The following is a 22141-nucleotide window of genomic DNA, read 5'->3' on the forward strand; positions in this document are numbered from 1 at the left end:
TTGCCAACATATCCTTTTGAAAGAAAGGCATATTGGTATAATAAAAGTACTGATGTAACAGAGAGAATAGAAAACAATAAGGTTAAACCCTTAGCTGCGGTTATAGATTTTAATGAATCAGTATTTGAAGAGCAGTGCTATAAGAAAATTTTAACTAAAGATGACTTATATCTAAGAGATCATGTTGTTAAAGGAAATATGGTATTACCAGGAGTGGTATATCTTGAGATGGTATGGAAAGCAGGAACCTTATCTACAAGAGAGGGTAGAGTACGGGCTATAAGAGATGTAAATTGGAGAAGACCTATAGAGTTTAAATCAGAAAATGATAAAAAAGAAATTTATATTGGATTATATCCAGAAGAAGAGGATGTTAAGGTTAATATATATTCTATTAATGAAGATGGTAATAAAATAATACACTTTACTTGTGTTTTAGATTATGAGGATACAGTTGATGAGGATATATATGATGAGAAGATAGACATTCAACAAATAATAAACAGAAGTAAAGAGCAAATAGATAAGAGTATTTGTTATGGTAGCTTTTCAGATGTAGAAATAGAGTATGGTGAAAATTTTAGGGTTATAGAAAGTTTATATAAAGGTGAGAATGAAACATTATCAAAATTAGTTTTACCTAATAATAGTAAAATGCAACTAAAGGATTTTATTATTCATCCGAGTTTTGCTGATGGAGCAATGCAGACAGCTTTATGTTCAATAATTCTTGATAATAAACAAGGTGGGACATATGTACCATTTGCATTAAAAAAAGTAGAAGTTTGTAGACCAATAACATCTATATGTTATTGTTTTGTAACAACTTCAGATGATATAGAATCAGATGATGATAGTCTGAAACTTGATCTGTTTCTTCTAGATGAATTAGGAAATGTAGCTATAAAATTTAAATGTCTTTCAGGAAAAGATTTTAACACTAATATAATAAAAAAAGAAATTCAACTTACTGTTAATGAGTACAAAGACTCAATAGAGGATATGCTAACAAAGCTTTTAACAGGAGAAGTTGAAATTGATGAAGTTGAAAAACTTTTGGAGGAAATATAATGAATAAAGATGTTACCAAAAATAAAAGAGCAATTATTGAGATGGTTGCTAATGGACAACTTTCTAAAGCGGAAGGATTAAAGAAAATATTAGAACTTAGAGAAGCCAGTAACAACGAAGGAAATCTTGTGTATTACACCAAGGATTTTATGGAGAATAAGGTAGATAGTAAAAAAAAATTACAATTGGGCAATTTGTTAGTTTTTACAAAGGATAAAGCCATTGAGAATAAGATCAAAGAAAATTTCGCACCATTTTTAAATACTCTTACTATAGTTACTGTTGGAGATGAATTTAAAGTAGTTGGAGATACACAGTACCAAATCAGAATAGATAGACTTGAAGACTATCTCATGCTTTTTGAAAAGTTGGTTGAAAAAGGAATGTTTGCAGATAACATACTTCATCTAATATCCGAAGAGGCTATGGATAGTGCAACAATAAATACGAAAATGGAAAGTAGTATATTTTCTATGTTTTCTATATTTAAAGCATTAATGTCTACTAAAAAGGGAGCAAAGGTTAACATTATATTTCAATACAGAGAAAGCAATAACAGTGAAATAAATTCCGCTATAGATGGATTTACAAAGAGTGCTACTATTGAAAATCCTAACCTATTATACAAAACTATCTCTATAGATTGTGATAGAAAAGATTTTAATAAGAATATTTTAGAACAATTGCTACGGGAATTTTATATGGATAAAGGTGAAAATAGTGAGATTTACTACAAAGGATCCAAGCGATTTGTAGTAATACTAAAAGAACACACCATAGAAAATGATGTAAAGGAAAATAGTTTACTAAGACCTAATGGTGTATTTCTAATCACTGGTGGAACAGGGGCTTTGGGATATAGTCTTGCTAAGTATTTAGTTGATAAATTAAATGCAAGTCTTATACTAAGTGGAAGATCTAGTTTGAATGAAAATATTAAGGAAAAAATAAATTCTTTAAAATCTTCAACCAATAAAATTATATATATTAAAGCAGATATTTCTAGCTTATCAGAAACAAAAAATATAGTGAATCAAATAAAAGAACATTTTAATGAAGTAAATGGAATAATTCATTGTGCTGGAACAAAGAAAGACTCATTTATAATAAACAAAGAAAAAGAAGAAGTAAAAGAGATACTAGATACTAAGATATTAGGAACTAATAACTTATATAGTGTATTTAAAGATGAAGACATAGATTTTATGGTATTGTTCTCTTCAATATCAGCTGTTTTCGGAAATGTAGGACAAAGTGATTATGCCTATGCCAATAGTTATATGGATTATTTTGCTAATGAAAAAGGAAAAGGAAAAGAAAATAAGTTTAAGGTATTGTCCATAAACTGGCCACTATGGAAAGATGGAGGAATGAGAGCTACTGATGTAAGTCAAGCAGTTCTAAAGAAGAACTTTGGAATGGATACATTGACAACAGAAGTAGGAATGAAGGCTTTGAAATATTCTATAAGGAATATTTCAAGCAATTCTGTAGTGCTTTATGGTGAAGCTGACAAGATAAAGAATATGATTAATTTAATGAATAATTTAGATCAAGGGGATAAGAAAATAGATAAGATAGAGCAAAAATTAGATATGTCCAACATTGATATAGATTTTTTAAAAGAAAATACACAAGCATATTTGAAAGACATTTTTATAAAAGTTACAAAGATACCACCAAATGCTTTAAGATTAGATGATTCTTTCGAAAAGATAGGATTCGACTCAATTATGGCAATGAGTATAAATGATGAGTTGGAAGTAAACTTTGGTGAGATTGCCAAAACTCTTTTATTTGAATATCAAACATTGAGAGAATTAAGTGAGTATTTCATTGAAAATCACATGGATGTGATTACCAACCTGTTTGAGGTAACTTCGAAAAAGTCAAAGAATGTAAATGTAGAAGATACATTTAGTAATAAAAAGGCTAATAAGGAAAGGGAGATTCCAGATAAGTGGGGCAAGCACTTTGTTGATAAAGGCAGAAAAACTAAAGAAAATAAAAAAATTACCAAAGATGATATTGCTATAATAGGAGTAAGTGGTAAGTTCCCTATGTCTAAAGATCTTCAAGTGTTTTGGAATAATTTAAAGGAAGCGCAAGATTGTATAACAGAGGTTCCTAAGGGTAGATGGAATGTTGATGAATATTATACTACAGACAAAAATGAGTTAGGAAAAATGTATTGTAAGTGGGGTGGATTTGTAGACGATGTAGATAAATTTGATGCGTTGTTCTTTAATATATCTCCGAGAGAAGCAGAAATTATGGATCCACAAGAAAGAATGTTTTTGGAATGTGCTTATAACACTATAGAAGATGCAGGATATACTAGAAACTCATTGGAAAATAAAAAAGTAGGGGTATTTGCAGGAGTAATGTATGGGCAATATCAATTACTTGATGCTGAGATAGATGGAAAGAAAATCGCATTATCATCAGTATACGCTTCAATTGCAAATAGAGTATCCTATCATCTTAATTTAAACGGTCCGAGTATAGCACTAGATACAATGTGTTCATCATCATTAACATCAATTCATCTTGCTTGTGACAGTATTCGTAAAGGAGAAAGTAACTATGCAATAGCAGGAGGAGTAAATGTTTCCATCCATCCACATAAGTATATTTTCTTAAGTCAACAAAAATTTGCTGCCAGTGATGGGCGTTGCAGAAGCTTTGGTGAAGGTGGAGATGGATATGTACCAGGAGAAGGTGTTGGAGCAGTACTTTTAAAGTCTTTAGATAAGGCTATTGAAGATGGAGATAATATTTATGCTGTTATAAAAGGAACTGCTATTAACCATGGGGGTAAAACAACTGGTTTTACAGTACCTAATCCAACCATGCAAGGAGCTGTTATAAATGAAACATTAAAGGAATCAGGAATTAATCCTAGAACCATTAATTATATAGAAGCTCACGGTACTGGTACTTCATTAGGAGATCCAATAGAAATAAGTGGTCTTGTAAAAGCCTTTAAAGAGTACACAAATGATAAGCAATTTTGTGCAATTGGTTCAGTAAAATCTAATATAGGACATTGTGAATCTGCTGCGGGAATAGCTGCAATTATAAAAGTGATTTTGCAAATGAAATATAAAAAGCTTGTTCCATCTATTCATTCTGATGAATTAAATAGCAATATAAACTTTGAAACTACTCCATTTTATGTTCAAAGAACTTTAAGTAATTGGGATAGGTTAATTTTGAAGGAAGGAAATAAGGAAAAAGTTTATCCAAGAAGAGCGGGAGTCAGCTCTTTTGGTGCAGGTGGAGCAAATGCACATATTCTCTTAGAAGAATATATAGGTGAAAAAGAAGATAAGACATCTGGTGAATTAGAAAACGGTAGAATTGTTGTGTTATCTGCTAGAAATGAAGAAAGATTAAAAGTTTATGTAGAGGATATGAAGGATTATTTTGATACAATAGATGATGCTGAAATCTCAGTAGATGATATTGCATACACTTTGCAAATAGGTAGAGAGCCGTTTGCAGAGAGGTTAGCTTTAGTAGTTAGTTCTGTTAAAGAAATTAAAGAGCTGTTAAAGGAATTTTCCGAGGGGAATACTTCAAATAGTAAGATCATAAGGGGAAATATTAAAAATAATAAAGAGTATATTGAGATTTTAAATAGTGGAAAAGAAGGCACGGATTTTTTGGACATACTTGTAAAAGGACAAAATGTAGAAAAAATAGCACAACTTTGGGTATTAGGATTAGAAGTAGAGTGGAGCAAATTATATGAAGAAAATGAATTAAAGAAAGTGTCACTACCAACATATCCATTTGAAAGAAATAGACACTGGGTTAATGAAGTAGAAAGAAAAGAAATATCAGTAAATAATATAAATCCTAATATTAGTAAGTCAAATAGTCTTGTAGAGTTTAACTTATCAAATATTAAGGAGTATAAGTTTTCATCAAGATATTCAAATATAAGTAGTTATTATGATACCTATAAAATTCATGGCAGTGAATATATGAATAGTTTTGGAGTATTAGCGTTTGCTAGAGAAGCGATAGAACTAGTCGGATACAATAATGATATTTCATTAGAGAATATATTGTGGTCAGGAGCTTTATATAGTAATCATGATAATAGTTCTAAAATTAATGTGAATATCATACCAAAGGGCAATGATGCATTATGTGAATTAAAGATAGCTGAAGATAATATTGTACTTCAATGTAATATAACTAAGAGTAGTTCCTTAATAGATGATTTTAAATCTGATACAGAAGTTTTAAAAGATGTGATAAAAGATGATGAGGCAATTAAGAATTTATATAAAAACTTATCTCTATTTGGAATTAATACTTCTTATGAATATGTAAGTAAACTATATACAGATAAAGAGAAGGTAATAGCGCTTATAGATTTAGGGGATAAATTCTATGACTCCTTGTCTTCTAAAGTATTCAATTTAATATGTAATACTTTAATAGCTACGGCAGAAAAGGAGGCAAAGGGAAAAATATATGTTCCATGTTCTATAGAAAAGATGAGCTTTAAACATAAAGAATTAAAGCAATTTATCCTATATATAGAAGGTTCTGAGTCAGAGAAGTATACCTTAAGAATAATTGCAGATAATAACGAAGTAGTATTAGCTATTAATAATATATCTTTTAAGGATATAAATGAAGAAGAAGATAAATCGGATAAGGTTTATTACACAACCAAATGGGTTGAAAGTTCTAAAGATATAAAAGAGAAAATAAATGGAGATCTGGTTATTTTTTTAGATAATGAAGAAGATATTCAAATGTATAAAGATATAGAGAATACAAGAACTTTCTTTGTTAGTAACGCTGATAAATATGGCAGTTATGGAGAAAATAGCTATCATATTAACTTTAATAATAAGGAACACTATAAAGCACTAATAAACTTATTTATGGAAGAGAGCGTGAATATAAATAAGATAGCTTATGTAGTAAATAACATGAAATCTTCTATTAGTGAAAAGATTAATGAAAGCATATATTCCCTTCTATATCTTACACAAACGCTTTTGGAAGCTAAGGTTTCGGAAGACATTAAATTACTTTACATATTTAATGAACAACACAATGCTATTAGTGTACTAGATTCAGCAATTAGCGGATTCATAAAGACCTTAAGGTTAGAAAGTCCAAATTATAAATTTAAGACGGTGGCTATAGATACTACTATACCTAAAGAAAAGTATGTAGCTATTATGGGAAAAGAGTTCTCTATCAATAATAACGAGTTAGAAATTTCATATAGAAGAGGTACAAGATTAGTAAAGAGAATTACTGAAGTTGAGAGTAATAAGTTAACTAATCATATAGAAATAAAACAAAATGGTGTATACATAATTACAGGAGGTACTGGTGCTTTAGGAAGTATATTTGCACAATATTTAGCTGAAAAACATAATGTAAATTTAATACTTTCAGGTAGATCTACTTTAAATAAAGAAAAAATAGAAGCTATTAAAAAATATACTGAAAATGTGGAATATATTGTTTCTGATGCATCTAAAGAAGAAGATTTTGTGGAGTTGATAAGAAAAGTTAAAGAGCATTATGGAAGGATTGATGGAATATTTCATTGTGCCGGTGTAAATAATGACTCATTCATTTTAAAGAAAAGTAAAGAGGAATTTGACAACATAATATCTTCTAAGGTTATTAGTACATTAAATATAGATAAGGCGACAAAGAATGAAAACTTAGACTTTATAGTACTATTCTCATCCATAACAGGAGAAACGGGTAATTTAGGACAAGCCGATTACGCTTACGCAAATAGCTTTATGAATTATTTTGCAAAGTATCGTGAACAATTAGCTATTGCAGGTGAAAGAAAAGGAAAGACTCTATCTATTGCATGGCCACTATGGGAATCAGATGGTATGAATATGTCACAAGATCAAAAGCAAATATTAGAATATCAAACTGGGTTAACACAATTACCTAAGGAAAAGGGAATAGAAGCTTTTGAATTTTTATTGAAAAACGATATAAATCCATTGATAGTCGGATATGGGAAAAAGAATAAAATAAGAAAATTTTTAGAAAATTTTAATAGTGAGCTAGAAGAAGAACTAGTTGTAGAGTTAGAAACTAGTAATATTGATAAATTAGATTTACTAGATAAAACAACAGAGTATTTAATCGAAGTATTTAGTGAGTTATTAAAATTAGATAAATCTGAGATTGATAAAGCTGAAATATTTGAAGAATATGGTATAGAATCCGTTATGATTGGATATTTCAATGGAAAATTTGAAGATGATTTAGGGGCGGTTTCAAAAACACTATTATTTGAATACCAAACTATAGAAAGCTTGGCAGAATATATGGCGAAAAATTACGTTAAGCCATTAATTAAATTATTTAATCTAAGTTCTGATAATGAAGTTATAGAAGAGAAAAAAGATATAGCACGTAAAGTAAGCACTAGTGAAAAACTATTAACATGGAAGAAGCTTGATCCTTTTAAAGATAATAATATCGTATTACCAAATAGCAATTATGAAGAAGATGACATTGCAATTATAGGGGTAAGCGGTAAATACCCTCAAGCTGATGATATATACGAGTTTTGGGATAATATGGTTAATAAAAAAGATTGTATCAGTGAAATCCCTATAAACCGTTGGGATTATAGAAAGTATTTTGATGGTGAGTATGATAAGGTAAAAGAAGGAAAGATGTATAGTAAGTGGGGTGGATTTATTGATGATGTGGACAAGTTTGACCCTACCTTCTTCAATATTTCACCAAGAGAAGCTATTATAATGGATCCACAAGAAAGGGTATTTATAGAAACGGTATGGGCAGCTCTAGAAGATGCTGGTTATACAAGAAAGAGACTTAAGCAATATAATGCTGGTTACGGTTTTAATGTTGGAGTATTTGCAGGAACGACAACTTATAGTTATCAGCTTTGGGGACCAGAAGAATGGGAAAGAGGTAATATATCATCTATGCCAAATGTATCACCTTGGTCAATTGCTAACAGAATATCATATATATTAAATCTCAGCGGACCAAGTATGCCAGTGGATACAGCATGTTCATCATCGCTTACAGCAATTCATTTAGCTTGTGAGAGTTTGAAGAAGAAAGAATGTGAAATGGCTATTGCTGGAGGAGTTAATTTATATTTACATCCATATAAATATGTATTAATGTGTCAAACGAAAATGCTTTCGCCAACAGGGAAATGCTTTAGCTTTGGAGATGATGCTGATGGATTTGTGCCAGGAGAAGGTGTTGGAGCAATAATTTTAAAACCTTTCAAAAAGGCTATAAAGGATAAAGATTATATATATGGAATTATAAAGGCAACAGAGATTAATCATGGAGGGAAAGCTAACGGATATACAGTACCAAATCCTAATGCTCAAGTAAGTTTAATATCTAAAGCATTAAGGAAAGCAAATATTGATGCAAGAACAGTTTCATATATAGAGGCACATGGAACAGGAACTAAATTAGGAGATCCAATAGAGATAAACTCTCTAAATAGGGTGTTTGAAGAATATAAGCCAAGTAAACAATCTTGTTCTATAGGATCTGTAAAGTCAAATATCGGCCACTTAGAAGCAGCTGCAGGTATAGCATCTATAACTAAAGTATTGCTTCAACTTAAGTATAAGAAATTAGTTCCATCCATAAATTCAAGCAAGTTAAATTCAAATATTGATTTTGAAAATTCTTATTTCCATTTACAAAGAGAATTAGAGCCATGGAAGACTACAGTTATAGATGGTAATAAAGAGGTAAGAAGAGCTGGGGTTAGTTCATTTGGAGCTGGTGGAGCAAATGCTTATGTGTTAATAGAAGAATATAAAAATAACTACAAGAATGAAAAGAAAAATAAAGATCAAGTTATTGTTCTTTCAGCTAAGAGTAGCTATTCCTTGAGGAAAAATGCAATGAAGCTATATAAATACCTTAGTTATAATGAAGATTATGATCTTTCTAATATTGCGTATACGCTACAGATAGGTAGAGAAGAGATGAATAATCGCATGGCTTTTTCTTGTAGTAGCATAGAGGAAATAAAAGAAAAGTTAAATAGCTTTATAACAAATATCAATAATGGAGAAGTGTATTTTGGTACTGTAAAAAAAGCAAGAAAGAGTGGACTGGACTTAGTAAATGAAGTTTTAGAGATTGCAGCTAAATGGGTTCAGGGTGTAGACATAGATTGGGAAAAGCTACATAAAGATGAGGACGTACATATAGTTTCTTTGCCAACATATGCATTTGAAAGAGAAAGCTACTGGATATCAAGAACAGAGACAGGTATTAAAGGTGCTGGAGTAGAAAAAATACACTCATTAATAGATAGAAATATATCAAGTCTTAACAAGCAAAAGTATGAAACTAAAATTGAGGAAAGTAATTGTATTTCAATGAAACTCAATAATAAGGAAGTGAAGTATATGGCATATTCTTCATTTATAGAAATGTTCCGTATAGCTTCTGAATTGTCAATAGAAGATAGTTGCTCTGTAATAGAAAATGTAATTTGGGGAAATAGAACAGAATTTAAGGAAGATAGAAAGTTAATTACTTCATTATATGAAAATGAGGATTACATTGAATGTGAAACTGGGTATGAGAATAACGATGGAGAATATATAATTTGTTCTCAAGGACAAGTTGAAATCTCAAGTGAAAAGCTAGAGGAAGTATTAGACATTAGTGAAATTCTTGGTAGTTCTTATAAAGATAAAATTAGTAATAAGAAGAGTTTAATACAACATAGTAAGGTAATAGAAGAATTTAAGAATATTTATGTCAAAGATAATTCATCTTATATAACTGTTAAGTTAAAGGAAAATGCAACATTATTAGATTCAAAAGTTAAATTTAATTGTTCAGTTGTGGAAGAGGTTGTAGAGTGCTTTATTAAGTTATTTAAGAAAGCATATAATTATGAATTCTATAAATTATATAGATGTGTCGTAGCTAAACCTCTTTGTGATGAATTTAGTGTTTATTGCAAGTATTATCAAGATAATGATAGTGAAATTACCTTTAATTTATATTTTATAGATAAAAATGAAAATGTCCTAATTAAAATTGAAAAATTAACACTGAAAGTTATGAAGAATACTAGTGATGCTAATGAGATAGAAGAGATAAGCAATCAAATTAAAACAATGCTTGCTAAACTACAAAATGGAGAAATTGATATAGAACGTATCAAAAGTATTATGGAGGTAAGTAATGAGTAAGGATAAAAGAGATGACAAAAGTGAAGTTTTGGGTGGAGATAAGGGATTGTTATTTTTAAATGAGAAGTGGATTAAATCAGATAAACAAAATAATAATGAGGGTATATCTAATGCAAATGTTATGATGCTATTTATTGAAGAGGATAATCCAGAGTATTTAGATTTAATAAATTCATTGAGCAAGACGGTTAAGGTGATTGTAGTAAAAAAAGGAGCTTCCTTTAAAAAGGAAGCTCAAAGCCTATATGTTATAAATTCATTAGATGGTGAAGATTACATAAGGTTATTAAAGGACATAAAGGAAGATAAATTGCTAGCTAATTATATTGTTTTTATGTGGGATTATCAATTAACGAATTGTAATTTCTATGATGTAGATAAATGCGGCATATACTCAATATTTAACTTATTAAAAGCATATGATTCTCTAAAGATGAAGATGGTTACTACATTTATTTCCTTATTTAAAAGTATAGGAACATCACAGGTAATTGGAAAGGCTTTAGGTGGATATGCAAGATCTTTGGAACTTGTATATCCAAAGCTTAAATTTTCTAATATCGAAGTTGGAAGTTATGATGAAAGCCTAGTAGATATAATTCATAATGAGGTTGTATTAAAACAATATAAATTTTCATATGAAGTAAAATATGAAAATGGAGTAAGATATGGGAAACAGTTAGAAAAATTACATATAATGTCTAAGCAGAGTAGCATTAAAGACGGGGGCGTATATCTAATATCTGGGGGAGCAGGAGCTCTAGGAATGATATTTAGCGAATATCTTGCAAAAACATATAAAGCTAGGATTATATTAGTAGGAAGATCCACTATCAATGAATCTATTGAAGAAAAATTAGATTTATTAAAAGGATATGGAGCAGAGGCTATATATATAAGTTGCGATATTACAAAATCAGTTGATGTGAAAAAACTTATAACTGAAGTAAAGAAATTATTTGGAAGTATAAATGGAGTAATTCATGCAGCTGGGATTGCAAGTAAAAAACTAATATTCCAAAAGAAATTAAACGAATTTAAAGAAATTATTAATCCAAAGATTTATGGAACAATAATTCTAGACGAGGAAACAAAAGATGAGAAACTAGATTTTTTTCTTGCATTTTCATCAAATTCATCTATCATGGGGGATTTTGGTCAATGCGATTATGCTATAGCAAATAAGTTTTTAGATAGCTTTTGTAGTTATAGAAATCAATTAGCTTTAAGTAATGAAAGATGGGGTAGAAGTATAACAATTAATTGGCCACTATGGGAGAATGGAGGAATGCATATGGGGGATAAAGGAGAGCAACTTTATCTACAAACTTCAGGAATGAGTTACTTGACTGCTGATAGTGGAATAAAGGCATTTGAGAAAATCATGAGTAGTGAAGTTTCACAAGTGGCTTTAATATCTGGGGATAGAAGTAAGATAGAGAATATTTTAAAGCTCAAGAAGAATGATGCTGCGCAGCTAAAGGGAAGTGTAACTAATATGGATAATGTTATGGATAAAGAAAAATCTAATGAACAAGTAGTTTTAGAGAATGAAAACAAAAATCAGGATAGGTCCAAATACGATAAGGTTGAATATGATGTTAAAAATGTAATAGCAACTATATTGAAGATTAAAATGAGAAAGTTAGATGTAGAAGAGAACCTTGGAGACTTTGGATTTGATTCTGTATCATTAAAGGAATTTGCTGATAGATTAAGTGATTTGTACAAAATTGAAATATCACCTACAGTTTTCTTTGCTAAAAGTACCATAAAAGATTTGAGTGAGTTTTTGCTTGAGGATTTTAGTGAAGAGGTGGAAAAATTTTATTCTGTAAAAGAAAATCATAATGATGATACAAAAGTACAAGGCAATAACGTGGTTGTTTCTGTAAAAGAAGATAAACCTGTTAAAAACAATATGAAGGTAGAAGAGATTTTAGTTGTTAATTTAAAACCTATAGGAAACAAATACTCTAAGGAAAACAAGAATAAAAAATCAAAAAATAATTCTACTAAAGATGTTGCTATTATAGGTATGAACTTTAAATTACCGGGAGCTGATACTGAAGAGGAACTTTGGAATGTTTTAGAGAATCAAGAAGATGTAGTTTGCGAAATACCCAAAAAAAGATGGGATTGGGAAAAATACTATAGTACTGATAATAATACGGAAAATAAAACCAACTCCAAGTGGGGCGGTTTTATAACAGGACAGGATGCTTTTGATGCAAAGTTCTTTAGTATATCACCAAGAGAAGCAGAACTTATGGATCCACAACAAAGATTGTTTATCCAAGCTACATGGAAAGCTATCGAGGATAGTGGGTGTAAGGTTTCAGAACTTGCTGGTAAAAATATAGGAGTGTTTGCAGGAGTGCAGTTTTCTGATTATAAACAACTACTAGCAACTAATTTGGACAAGGTGTATGCTCAATCAAGTATAGGAAATGCAACAGCTTTATTAAGTAATAGAATATCATTTATGTTTAACTTTAAAGGTCCAAGTGAATCCATTGATACAGCATGCTCTAGTAGTTTAGTAGCATTACATAGGGCTGTAAAATCAATACAATATAATGAAAGTGAAATGGCAATAGCTGGTGGAGTAAGCTTAATGTTAGATCCGAACACCTATGTTGGAGCTGGTGTGATGGGAGTATTTTCACCGGATGGAAGATGTAAGACCTTTGATAGCGGTGCTAATGGATATGTGAAAGGCGAAGGCGTAGGAGTAGTAGTATTAAAGTCATTATATAAGGCTATAGAAGATGGCGATAACATATATGGTGTTATAAAAGGTACCGCTGAAAATCATGGAGGGAAAGCTAATTCGCTTACAGCTCCAAATTCAGATGCACAAGCAGAAGTACTACTTAAAGCATATAAGGAAGCAGAGGTAGATCCATCCACTATTTCTTATATTGAAGCACATGGAACAGGAACAGAATTAGGAGATCCCGTTGAGATAAATGGATTGAAGAAAATGTTTAAAGAATTATATGGTATATGGGATAAGGACTTAGAAAAAGATAAACATATAGGTTTAGGATCTATAAAGAGTAATATAGGTCATTTAGAACCAGCTTCTGGTATTGCCGGAGTAATAAAAATATTGATATCATTAAAGAAAAACAAGTTACCAGGCGTTGTACATTTTAAAAAATTAAATCCTTATATAAAGCTAGAAGATTCTCCATTCTATATAGTAGATAAAACAAAGGAATGGAATGTTTCAATTGATGATAATGGAAATAGAATTCCTAGATGTGCTGGAGTGAGCTCTTTTGGATTCGGTGGAACTAATGCACATGTTGTAATTCAAGAATACATAAATAAAAAGAGTTCCCATAAAGGGTTACAAGAAGAGACTCTCTTCATATTATCAGCAAAAAATAAAGATAGACTAAAAGAATATGCTTTAATATTAAATGAATTTTTAGATAGAGATGTAGACTTAATGAGAGTTGCATATACTCTCCGAGTTGGTAGAGAAGAGATGGATGAGAGATTATCCATAGTCGCCTCTACAAAAAAAGAATTACAAGAAAAGCTTAGCGCATTTTGTAATGGTGAATCAGAAAATAAATTATATGTGGGAAATGTAAAGGACGTTATTGATGGAGAACGCTTAACGGAGCAGATTAATAATGATATCAAAAATGAGGATTATGACAGTATAGCAAAGCTTTGGGTAATGGGTTTTAAAGTACAATGGCAGCTTTTATTTAAGGGGAATAAGCAAAATAGGATTTCAGTACCAACTTATCCGTTTGCTAGAACCAAGTATTGGATTCCAATTAAGTATAATAAGGAAAGTGAAAAAACAGTTAAGGGACTACATGAAGTTATAGATAGCAACATATCTACTATTTATGAACAAGGATTTGAAAAGACTTTTAGAGGAAATGAATTCTATATGGAGGATCATGGACATGTATTGCCTGGGGTAGTTTATTTAGAAATGGCTAGAGTAGCAGGTAACTTAGCTGATGATGAAAATACAGTAACTAAGATAAAAAATGTAATTTGGTCGAATCCTATAATCGTAGATAAAGATGAAAAACAGGTTAGAATTTCTCTCCAGCCTAACAGTAACAGTATTGATTTCAAGGTGTATTCTCAAAATATGGGAGAAAGAGAAGAACATGCACAAGGAAGGCTGGAAGTATCTCCACTTAAAAGCAACGAGAATAATGAATTTATTGATATAGATCAGGTTATGAGAAGATGTAAGGGTGGAGAAGAGGAAGCCAGATCTTATTATGAATTGTTAAGTAATTTAGGTGCAGAGCTAGGAAGTAAATTCAAAGGAATAAAAGAATTTTACTACAATGAAAAAGAAGGTATTTCAAGAATTGATGTAATTGAAAGCTTAGAAGATACTATTAAGGATTTTCTTCTACATCCAACACTTACTGATGGAGGATTACAATCATCTGTAGCCTTTGCTTATAAAACTGGCGTAGCAGATAAAAATATACTTTTTGTACCTTTTATATTAGGAGATATAGAAATTTTTAATACAGAAGTTAGGGCTTTATATGCTTATGTTAAACAGTCACAGGTACGAGGAGTAAAATTTGATATTACTTTTCTTGGACAAAAAGGACAAGTTATAGCCAAGATGAAAGAACTTGTTATAAGACCAGTTCAAATTGAATTTGCTAACAAGATATCAAATGAAAGAGAGAATATAAAAAAAGACCTTGTATATTTCACTTCAAAGTGGATTGAGAGCCCAACAGTATTAATAGATAAAAGCAATTCTATAGATGGTAAGACATTGGTATTTAGTAGAGGAACAAGTTCAGAAGCTGAAATAAAGAAATTATTTAGAGATAAAGCTATATTTATAAACTTTGGAGCGGAATATAAAAAGCATAGCGATGAGAAGTTTATAATAAATCCATTAGATTTAGAAAGCTATAATAAGTTAAGTGAAGAGTGTAAGATTAGTGAAAATGAAAAACTTAATATTGTTTACTTATTAGATGATTCCAGAAGTATAGAAGCTAAAGAGATAATAAAAGAAGAGATTTATCCAATATTCCATCTTTGTAAATGGTTATCGTCACAAAAATTTAAGAGTCAAACAAAGATGCATTGTATTTATAGAAATCTTAATAACGTAGTTGAATATGAAGCACTTGTAGGATTTTTTAAGTCCATAAAATTAGAAAATCAAAAATTATTATGTAAAGTTGTTGAAGTAAGGGACAACACTGATTTAGTAAATATATTAAAGTTGGAACTATCTGATAGTAGTAATAAATGTGAAATAAAATATGATTCTAATACTAGATATATAAAGGAATTAGTAGAAATACAACAATTAGAAGATCAAAAGCAAAAGCTCAAGGATCAAGGAGTATATATAATAACTGGAGGTATGGGTGGCTTAGGAAATTTCTTTGCTAAATATCTAGCAAAGAAATATAAAGCAAAACTTATATTATGTGGAAGAAATCAAAATTGTGATTTAAAAAAAATTAATGAGTTAAAGGATTTAGGAGCAGAAGTTATATATGTACCTGTAGATATATCTAAAAAAGAAGATGTAATTACTCTTATAAATAAAGCAAAGAATACATTTAACAATTTAAATGGAGTAATTAACTGTACTGGAATTATGAAAGATTCCCTACTGATAAAGAAGAACTTAGGTGAGATAGAGGAGGTGTTTAGTCCTAAAATATATGGAACTATAAACTTATATAATGCTTTAAAGAATGAGGATATAGACGTATTTGTTAATTTTTCATCCTCAACATCTTTAATAGGAAATATAGGGCAAGGTGATTATGCATATGCCAACAGTTATATTGACAATTATGTGGCATTGATGAATGAAAAGCTAAATAGAATAGATACAGCTATAAACTGGTCACTATGGAAAAATGGTGGTATGAATGTAGATGTACAAACAGAAAAATTATTATTTTCAAAGTTTGGGATGAGTCCATTATCTGACGAAAATGGTATAAAGGCCTTTGAAGATAGCTTATCATTAAATGAAAGTCAAGTAATGGTAATAGAAGGAGTAAGGGAAAAGATTATAAGCTCCTTAATAAATAATCAAATTAATGCTAACGGTGAAGAAAAGCTAAAGGTTATAGAAGTTGGGGATAATGAAGATACCATAAATAAGTTCACTAATGAGTTAATAGATATAATGTGTGAAATATTAAAAAATGAAAGAGATGAAATAAACATTAATTCTGACTTAAGTGAGTTTGGTTTTGACTCTATAACGTTTACAGAGTTAACTAACAAAATAAATAGTAAGTTTGACTTAGGGATAACTCCTACAGTATTTTTTGAAAATTCTACTCCAATTGCAATAGCAGAGAGTATTTACTTAGAAAATGATTTTACTTTAAATAACTATTTTTCAGTGAAGAGAGTTTCTAAAGGAGTTAGCAAGGTAGAAGAAGTAGCACCAAGCAGAGCTTTAAGAAAAATTATAGATAAAGAGGAATCTACAATTAAATTCGATAAAATAAATAGTGCTAGTAGAGAACCTATAGCGATAATAGGTATGAGTGGAGCAATGCCAGGATCAGAGAATTTAGATGAGTTTTGGAAGTCTATTGAAGAGAAGAGCGATATGATATCTACAATTCCAGAAGAGAGATGGAATTGGGAAAGATTCTATGGAGATCCCATAGCAGAGCCAGGAAAAACAGATATTAAGTATGGTGGATTTATGAAAGAAATTGATGAATTTGATCCGTTATTCTTTAATATATCCCCGGTAGAGGCAGAAAAAATGGATCCCCAGGAAAGAATTATGCTTCAGACAGTATGGAATACTATGGATAATTCAGGGCATAAAATTACCGATCTTTCAGGCACTAGAACTTCAGTATTTATAGGAGTTTCTAATGGAGATTATCAAGAATTATTATTAAAAGATGATATCGCAACAGCAATGACTAGAACGATGTTAACTAATCGTATTTCTTATTTCTTTAACTGGAGTGGACCAAGTGAGCCGGTAGATACCGCTTGTTCTAGTTCATTAGTTGCTATTCATAGAGCTGTAGAATCTATTTGGCATGATGATTGTGAGTTTGCAGTAGCTGGTGGAATAAACTTGATATCTAGTCCGAACTTGTTTATTGCAGGTAGTAGTTTAGGAATGTTAAGCAAGGATGGTAAGTGCAAAACCTTTGATAAGGATGCTAATGGATATGTAAGAGGCGAAGGGGTAGGAGCGATTTTACTTAAACCTTTATCTAAAGCCATAAGAGATAAGGATTATATACATGGTTTAATTAAAGGTACTGCGGTAAATCACGGAGGAAAATCTAATTCTATAACATCACCTAATTCTAAGGCCCAAGCAGATGTTATTGTAAGAGCACATGAAAGAGCTTCAATTGATCCATCTACAGTAACTTATATTGAAACACATGGTACTGGTACAAGTCTTGGAGATCCTGTGGAAATAGAGGGATTAAAGAGAGCGTTTAAAGAACTATTTAAAAAGTGGAATAAAAAAGAAACAGATATTCCTAATTGTATACTTGGATCAGTTAAAAGTAATATTGGACACTTAGAGTCGGCATCAGGTATGGCAAGTATCTTTAAAGTATTATTATCAATGAAAAACAAAAAGATTACAGGTAATATAAACTTTAAAGAATTAAACCCTTATATAAAGTTAGAAGGTAGTGGATTAAAAATAGCAAAGGATACTATCCCATGGGAAGCTTTAGTTGATGAGAATAATAATCTAATACCAAGAAGAGCGGGTATAAGTTCATTTGGTGTTGGAGGAAGTAATGCTCATATAATACTTGAGGAATATGACAATAGAAGCTATATTAATACTAATAATATAGAAAAAGTAAATATTATAACAGTTTCTGCTAAAAGTAAAATTAGTTTAAAGGAAAGCTGCAAAAACCTTAAAAAGTTTATCGGTGATAATGTGATAAATAATAAGGGTGAGGAGAGAACTGATAATAACCTAGAGCTGGCTTTGACTAAAGACATAGTAAAAATTTTTAAGGATGTTATGATATTTGGAAATCAGGATGTTATTTTAGAAGATTCTTTAGAGGAGTACGGAGTAGATTTAGTTAAGTTAATACAAATTATTGAAGTAATTAAGTGTGAGTATAATATTTATATTAATAATCCAGTAGTTAGATTTGTTTCATTAAAGGATATTATTAGATTTATGCTAGAGAACTATAGGTTTAATATAGAACAATATTATTGTTTAAAAGATGTAGACAAGAAAGCATGTTCCAATGGTAATAAAGTTAATATAGATATAAATCAATTAGCATATAATCTTCAAACTAGACGAGTAGAGATGAATGAAAGAGTAGCATTTGTAGTAGACGACCTAAAAAATCTTAGTGAGAAGCTAGAAGCGTTTGTTTTAGACTTAAAGGATCAAGATGGTATTTATGAAGGAACTGCTAATACTAAACGCTCAAAATTTGGGATGCTTATAGAAGGTGAAGAAGGAAGGTTATTTATTGACAAATTATTGGTATCTAGAAAGTTCGATAAAATTGCACAGCTTTGGATTGAAGGCATAGATATAGATTGGTCTAAATTATATGACGATGAGATGTTTAAGATGCCTATGCCAGGGTATGCGTTTGATAAAGAAAGATATTGGCTCCCTAAACCGAGAAATGCTTCCTATGAAATTTATCATAATAATAAGTTAGAAGATAATGAAGTAGGTAAGGAGTTATATAGTAGTAAAGAAGCTATTGATGAATTAGATAGTGAACTAATATACGGTGATGAAGAGGAATTACTTGAATTATTAACAAAGGTTCAAAATGGAGAAATTAGTGCCGAGGCTGTAAATATGTTGGTGGAGGATTTATTATAATGAAAAATTATTCAAAGATGCAATTGTTAAAGATGGTGGAAGATGGAGAGTTATCTCCTAAGGAAGCATTAAAGAAGATAAAACAACTTAAGAAATTAAATGAGAATAAGCCCCAAATTGGTAATAACAATTCTATAAGGCTAGATAAAGAAACAAACTTATTACATATAGTAGAAAAGGAACTTATAGAGGGGGTAGCACAAGTACTGAAGGTACCTATAAATAGGATAAATGTAGATGTAAATATGAGAGAGTTTGGGTTTGACTCGATTAGCTTTACAGCATACAACAACTATATTACAGAGAAGTTTAAAATAAACTTCTCTCCTAATATATTCTTTGAGTATGAGACGATTTATGAATTAAGTGAATATATATCAACTGATTTTCATGATGAAATACTTAAATTGGCTTCTGAAGTCAATTATAGTTCTGAGGAAATAAATCAATATAAACAAGAAGTGCCAAAGAAGAAGAATAGACCTAATAAAGATGTAGAAATAAAACATATAGATAAGAATAGTAAAGATAATTTATGGATAATTGACAGTTCAGATGAATTCCCACTAGAGTTTTGGAAAAAGCTCAAAGATATTGATGTGGATTTAAATAAATATAAAGTTATAACGAATACAGAACTAAATAAGATAAGTAAAAAGTATGTACACCTTTTAGTTAACACATCTATTGGTAAAAAGATGGAGGTTGTATCTGCAGGAAGAGGAAGAACTAAGGTTATTGTTGGAGGAGTTGGAATGGCAACTCCTATGATAATAAATCAGTTGAAGTATTTCTCTAAATACTCTAGAGTTATTTCAATTCATAATCCAGGTTGCGGGCTTAGTGAGGATATAAATGATTACTCCTTAGAAGAAAGGGTAAAGATTATTGCCGATGTTCTAAAAAATTTAGAAATAAATGAGCCTATAGATTTTATAGGTGTATCTTGGGGTAGTATGATTGGTCAATATTTTAGCATTATGTATCCAGAAAAGATATCCAGTCTGATATTAGTTAGTTCAATTTATGAGATTGTAAATGAAAATCCAAATTCGAATGCTGATGACGCGATGAAAAAGGACTTAGAAATTATAAAAAGTGGAGAAGACTATATAAACTTATTAGAGTATGGAACAAGTATAGATACTAAGATTTTTGCTAAGTATATGGAATATTATTTACCTGGGAATTCTAAGAGCTACACAACTTTAGATATACTTGACAAGATAAAAACACCGGTATTTGTAGTATATGGTAAGAGAGATACCATTATAAATACAAGACAATCTAAAGTTATCATAGATCATATTCCGGGTGCTAAGTTTTTAGAGATAGAGGATGGTGCTCACTTTAATTTTATGACTCACCATGAATTGTTAAATGAAGAGATAGAGAAGTTTATATTAGATATTGATAACAATAACATATTAAGCTTAAAAGATAGTGATGACCTAGTTCTAAAGTATGAAGAAAAATGGGAAAAAGAATTAAATATAAAGGGGATGGAATGTTACGATAAATTAGAAGAAAGATTAAAACTGTTATGTACAAGCTATGCTTATACTTACTTGAAAAAGTGTGGTATAGATACAAGCTTTGGAAAGATACATGATAGAAATGAATTAGTAGCAACCCTAAATATATTACCTAATTATAGAAAGATTTTTGATTGTATGATTGAAATGTTAGTAGAAGATAAAGTGGTTAGGGCTTTAGATAGTAAGATACAGTTTATAAAGGCCGAAAGTTTAATAATGGATTCTAAAGTTTTGTATAAGGAATGTATTGAAAACTATAGTGAATTTGCTGGTATGATAAATTTCTTGGATTATTGTGTAAACAGTTATGAGGAATCTCTATGTGGGAAAATAGTACCTATTGGTGTTTTGTTTCCTAAAGGAAGTTCTGATGCTTTGGAAAAAAGCAATAAGGATACTATTGAGTATGGAAAAGAAAGAATATATGCTAGTGTGATAAGTGATATTCTGAAATTGGTAGTAGATAAAAAGGGAGAAAAGGTTAGGATTCTTGAGGTTGGAGGGGGAACTGGTTTATTGACCAAACAAGTTGTTTCAGTAGCTAACTTACCAAATGTTGAGTACTACTTTACTGATATAGGAGAATATTTCATAAATCAGGCAAAAGAGAATGATGACTTTAAGAGTATAAACTTTAAGGCTTTTGATATTACTAAAAATCCAATTGAGCAAGGGTTTGATTACAATAGTTTTGATATAATCTTAGGGTTAAATGTAGTTCATGCAACAAAAGACATAATAGGAACTGTTGTGAATTTAAAACCACTATTAATTCCTAATGGCATAATGATGCTAATTGAAGCTTCTAAGAGCTTAAGATGGGTAGATATGGTTTGGGGACTTGCCGAAGGCTGGTGGTACTTTGAGGATAAAGAATTAAGGGATAAGTCCCCTGTTATAGACATTTATACATGGGAAAAGGTATTTTTAATTGCAAAATTTGGATATGTAAAGGCGTATCCATCAGATGATGCAAAGAGATTTGAAACAAATTGTGCGTTAGTAGTTGCTCAAAAGTAATTCTATTATAATATAAAGTTTAATTCCTGTTTATACATTAAGATGCTAAGCTATTTTAAATACAGATAAAGATACTTCAAGAAAATTTACAAAAAATGATAATGAACTTAATCTTTTTGCTTTGTATTATTAAATAATGTTAACATAGTTATTTCATAATGATATTACAATTTGCATTTTTAATCTTAATAATAAAGAAAAACTAAAAGATTAATGTGAAGGGGATGATAAAGATGACTAATAGATTTGTTTAATGAAGAACTTGTTATAAATGAAATTTTCAAAAGAAAGACCAGAGCATAAGACTTTAAACTACATGATTTAAACTAAAATACTAAAACAGTTGAAATCAACCAAAGTAAAACTTGGTAATATTTTTTTTGGATGGGGGCGAGTCTTACCAATTTTAG

At 30.1% G+C, this 22141-nt stretch carries 4 protein-coding genes (1 of these 4 cut by a window edge); all 4 read left to right on the forward strand.

What is annotated here, in order from left to right; translation table 11 throughout:
• Tightly spaced (each overlapping or abutting the next), the 4 genes in view from ACWJKP_RS04460 to ACWJKP_RS04475 form a layout consistent with a single transcriptional unit that may run on beyond the window.
• Positions 1-1071, forward strand: partial view of a beta-ketoacyl synthase N-terminal-like domain-containing protein gene (locus tag ACWJKP_RS04460; RefSeq protein ID WP_462961428.1) — the final stretch only. It extends 2658 nt beyond the left edge of the window; the window shows 1071 of its 3729 coding nt (coding positions 2659-3729); its start codon lies off the left edge, out of view; the stop codon is at positions 1069-1071.
• Positions 1071-10307 (forward strand): SDR family NAD(P)-dependent oxidoreductase, encoded by a 9237-nt coding sequence (locus ACWJKP_RS04465; RefSeq protein ID WP_462961429.1) that lies wholly within the window; start codon positions 1071-1073, stop codon positions 10305-10307. The genes ACWJKP_RS04460 and ACWJKP_RS04465 overlap by 1 nt, the downstream gene beginning before the upstream one ends.
• Positions 10300-19173, forward strand: a complete 8874-nt coding sequence (locus ACWJKP_RS04470; protein WP_165412043.1) for a type I polyketide synthase — start codon at positions 10300-10302, stop codon at positions 19171-19173. Before ACWJKP_RS04465 ends, ACWJKP_RS04470 begins: the two co-directional genes overlap by 8 nt.
• Positions 19173-21731, forward strand: a complete 2559-nt coding sequence (locus ACWJKP_RS04475; RefSeq protein WP_165412042.1) for an alpha/beta fold hydrolase — start codon at positions 19173-19175, stop codon at positions 21729-21731. The genes ACWJKP_RS04470 and ACWJKP_RS04475 overlap by 1 nt, the downstream gene beginning before the upstream one ends.
• Positions 21732-22141 lie beyond the last annotated feature (410 nt).

The organism is Clostridium sp. CM037 (genome assembly GCF_055081095.1).

Bases quoted from the DNA above. Each gene is read 5' to 3' on its own strand.
- ACWJKP_RS04470 (WP_165412043.1), top strand. From the start codon at position 10,300: ATGAGTAAGGATAAAAGAGATGACAAAAGTGAAGTTTTGGGTGGAGAT.
- ACWJKP_RS04475 (WP_165412042.1), top strand. From the start codon at position 19,173: ATGAAAAATTATTCAAAGATGCAATTGTTAAAGATGGTGGAAGATGGA.
- ACWJKP_RS04465 (WP_462961429.1), top strand. From the start codon at position 1,071: ATGAATAAAGATGTTACCAAAAATAAAAGAGCAATTATTGAGATGGTT.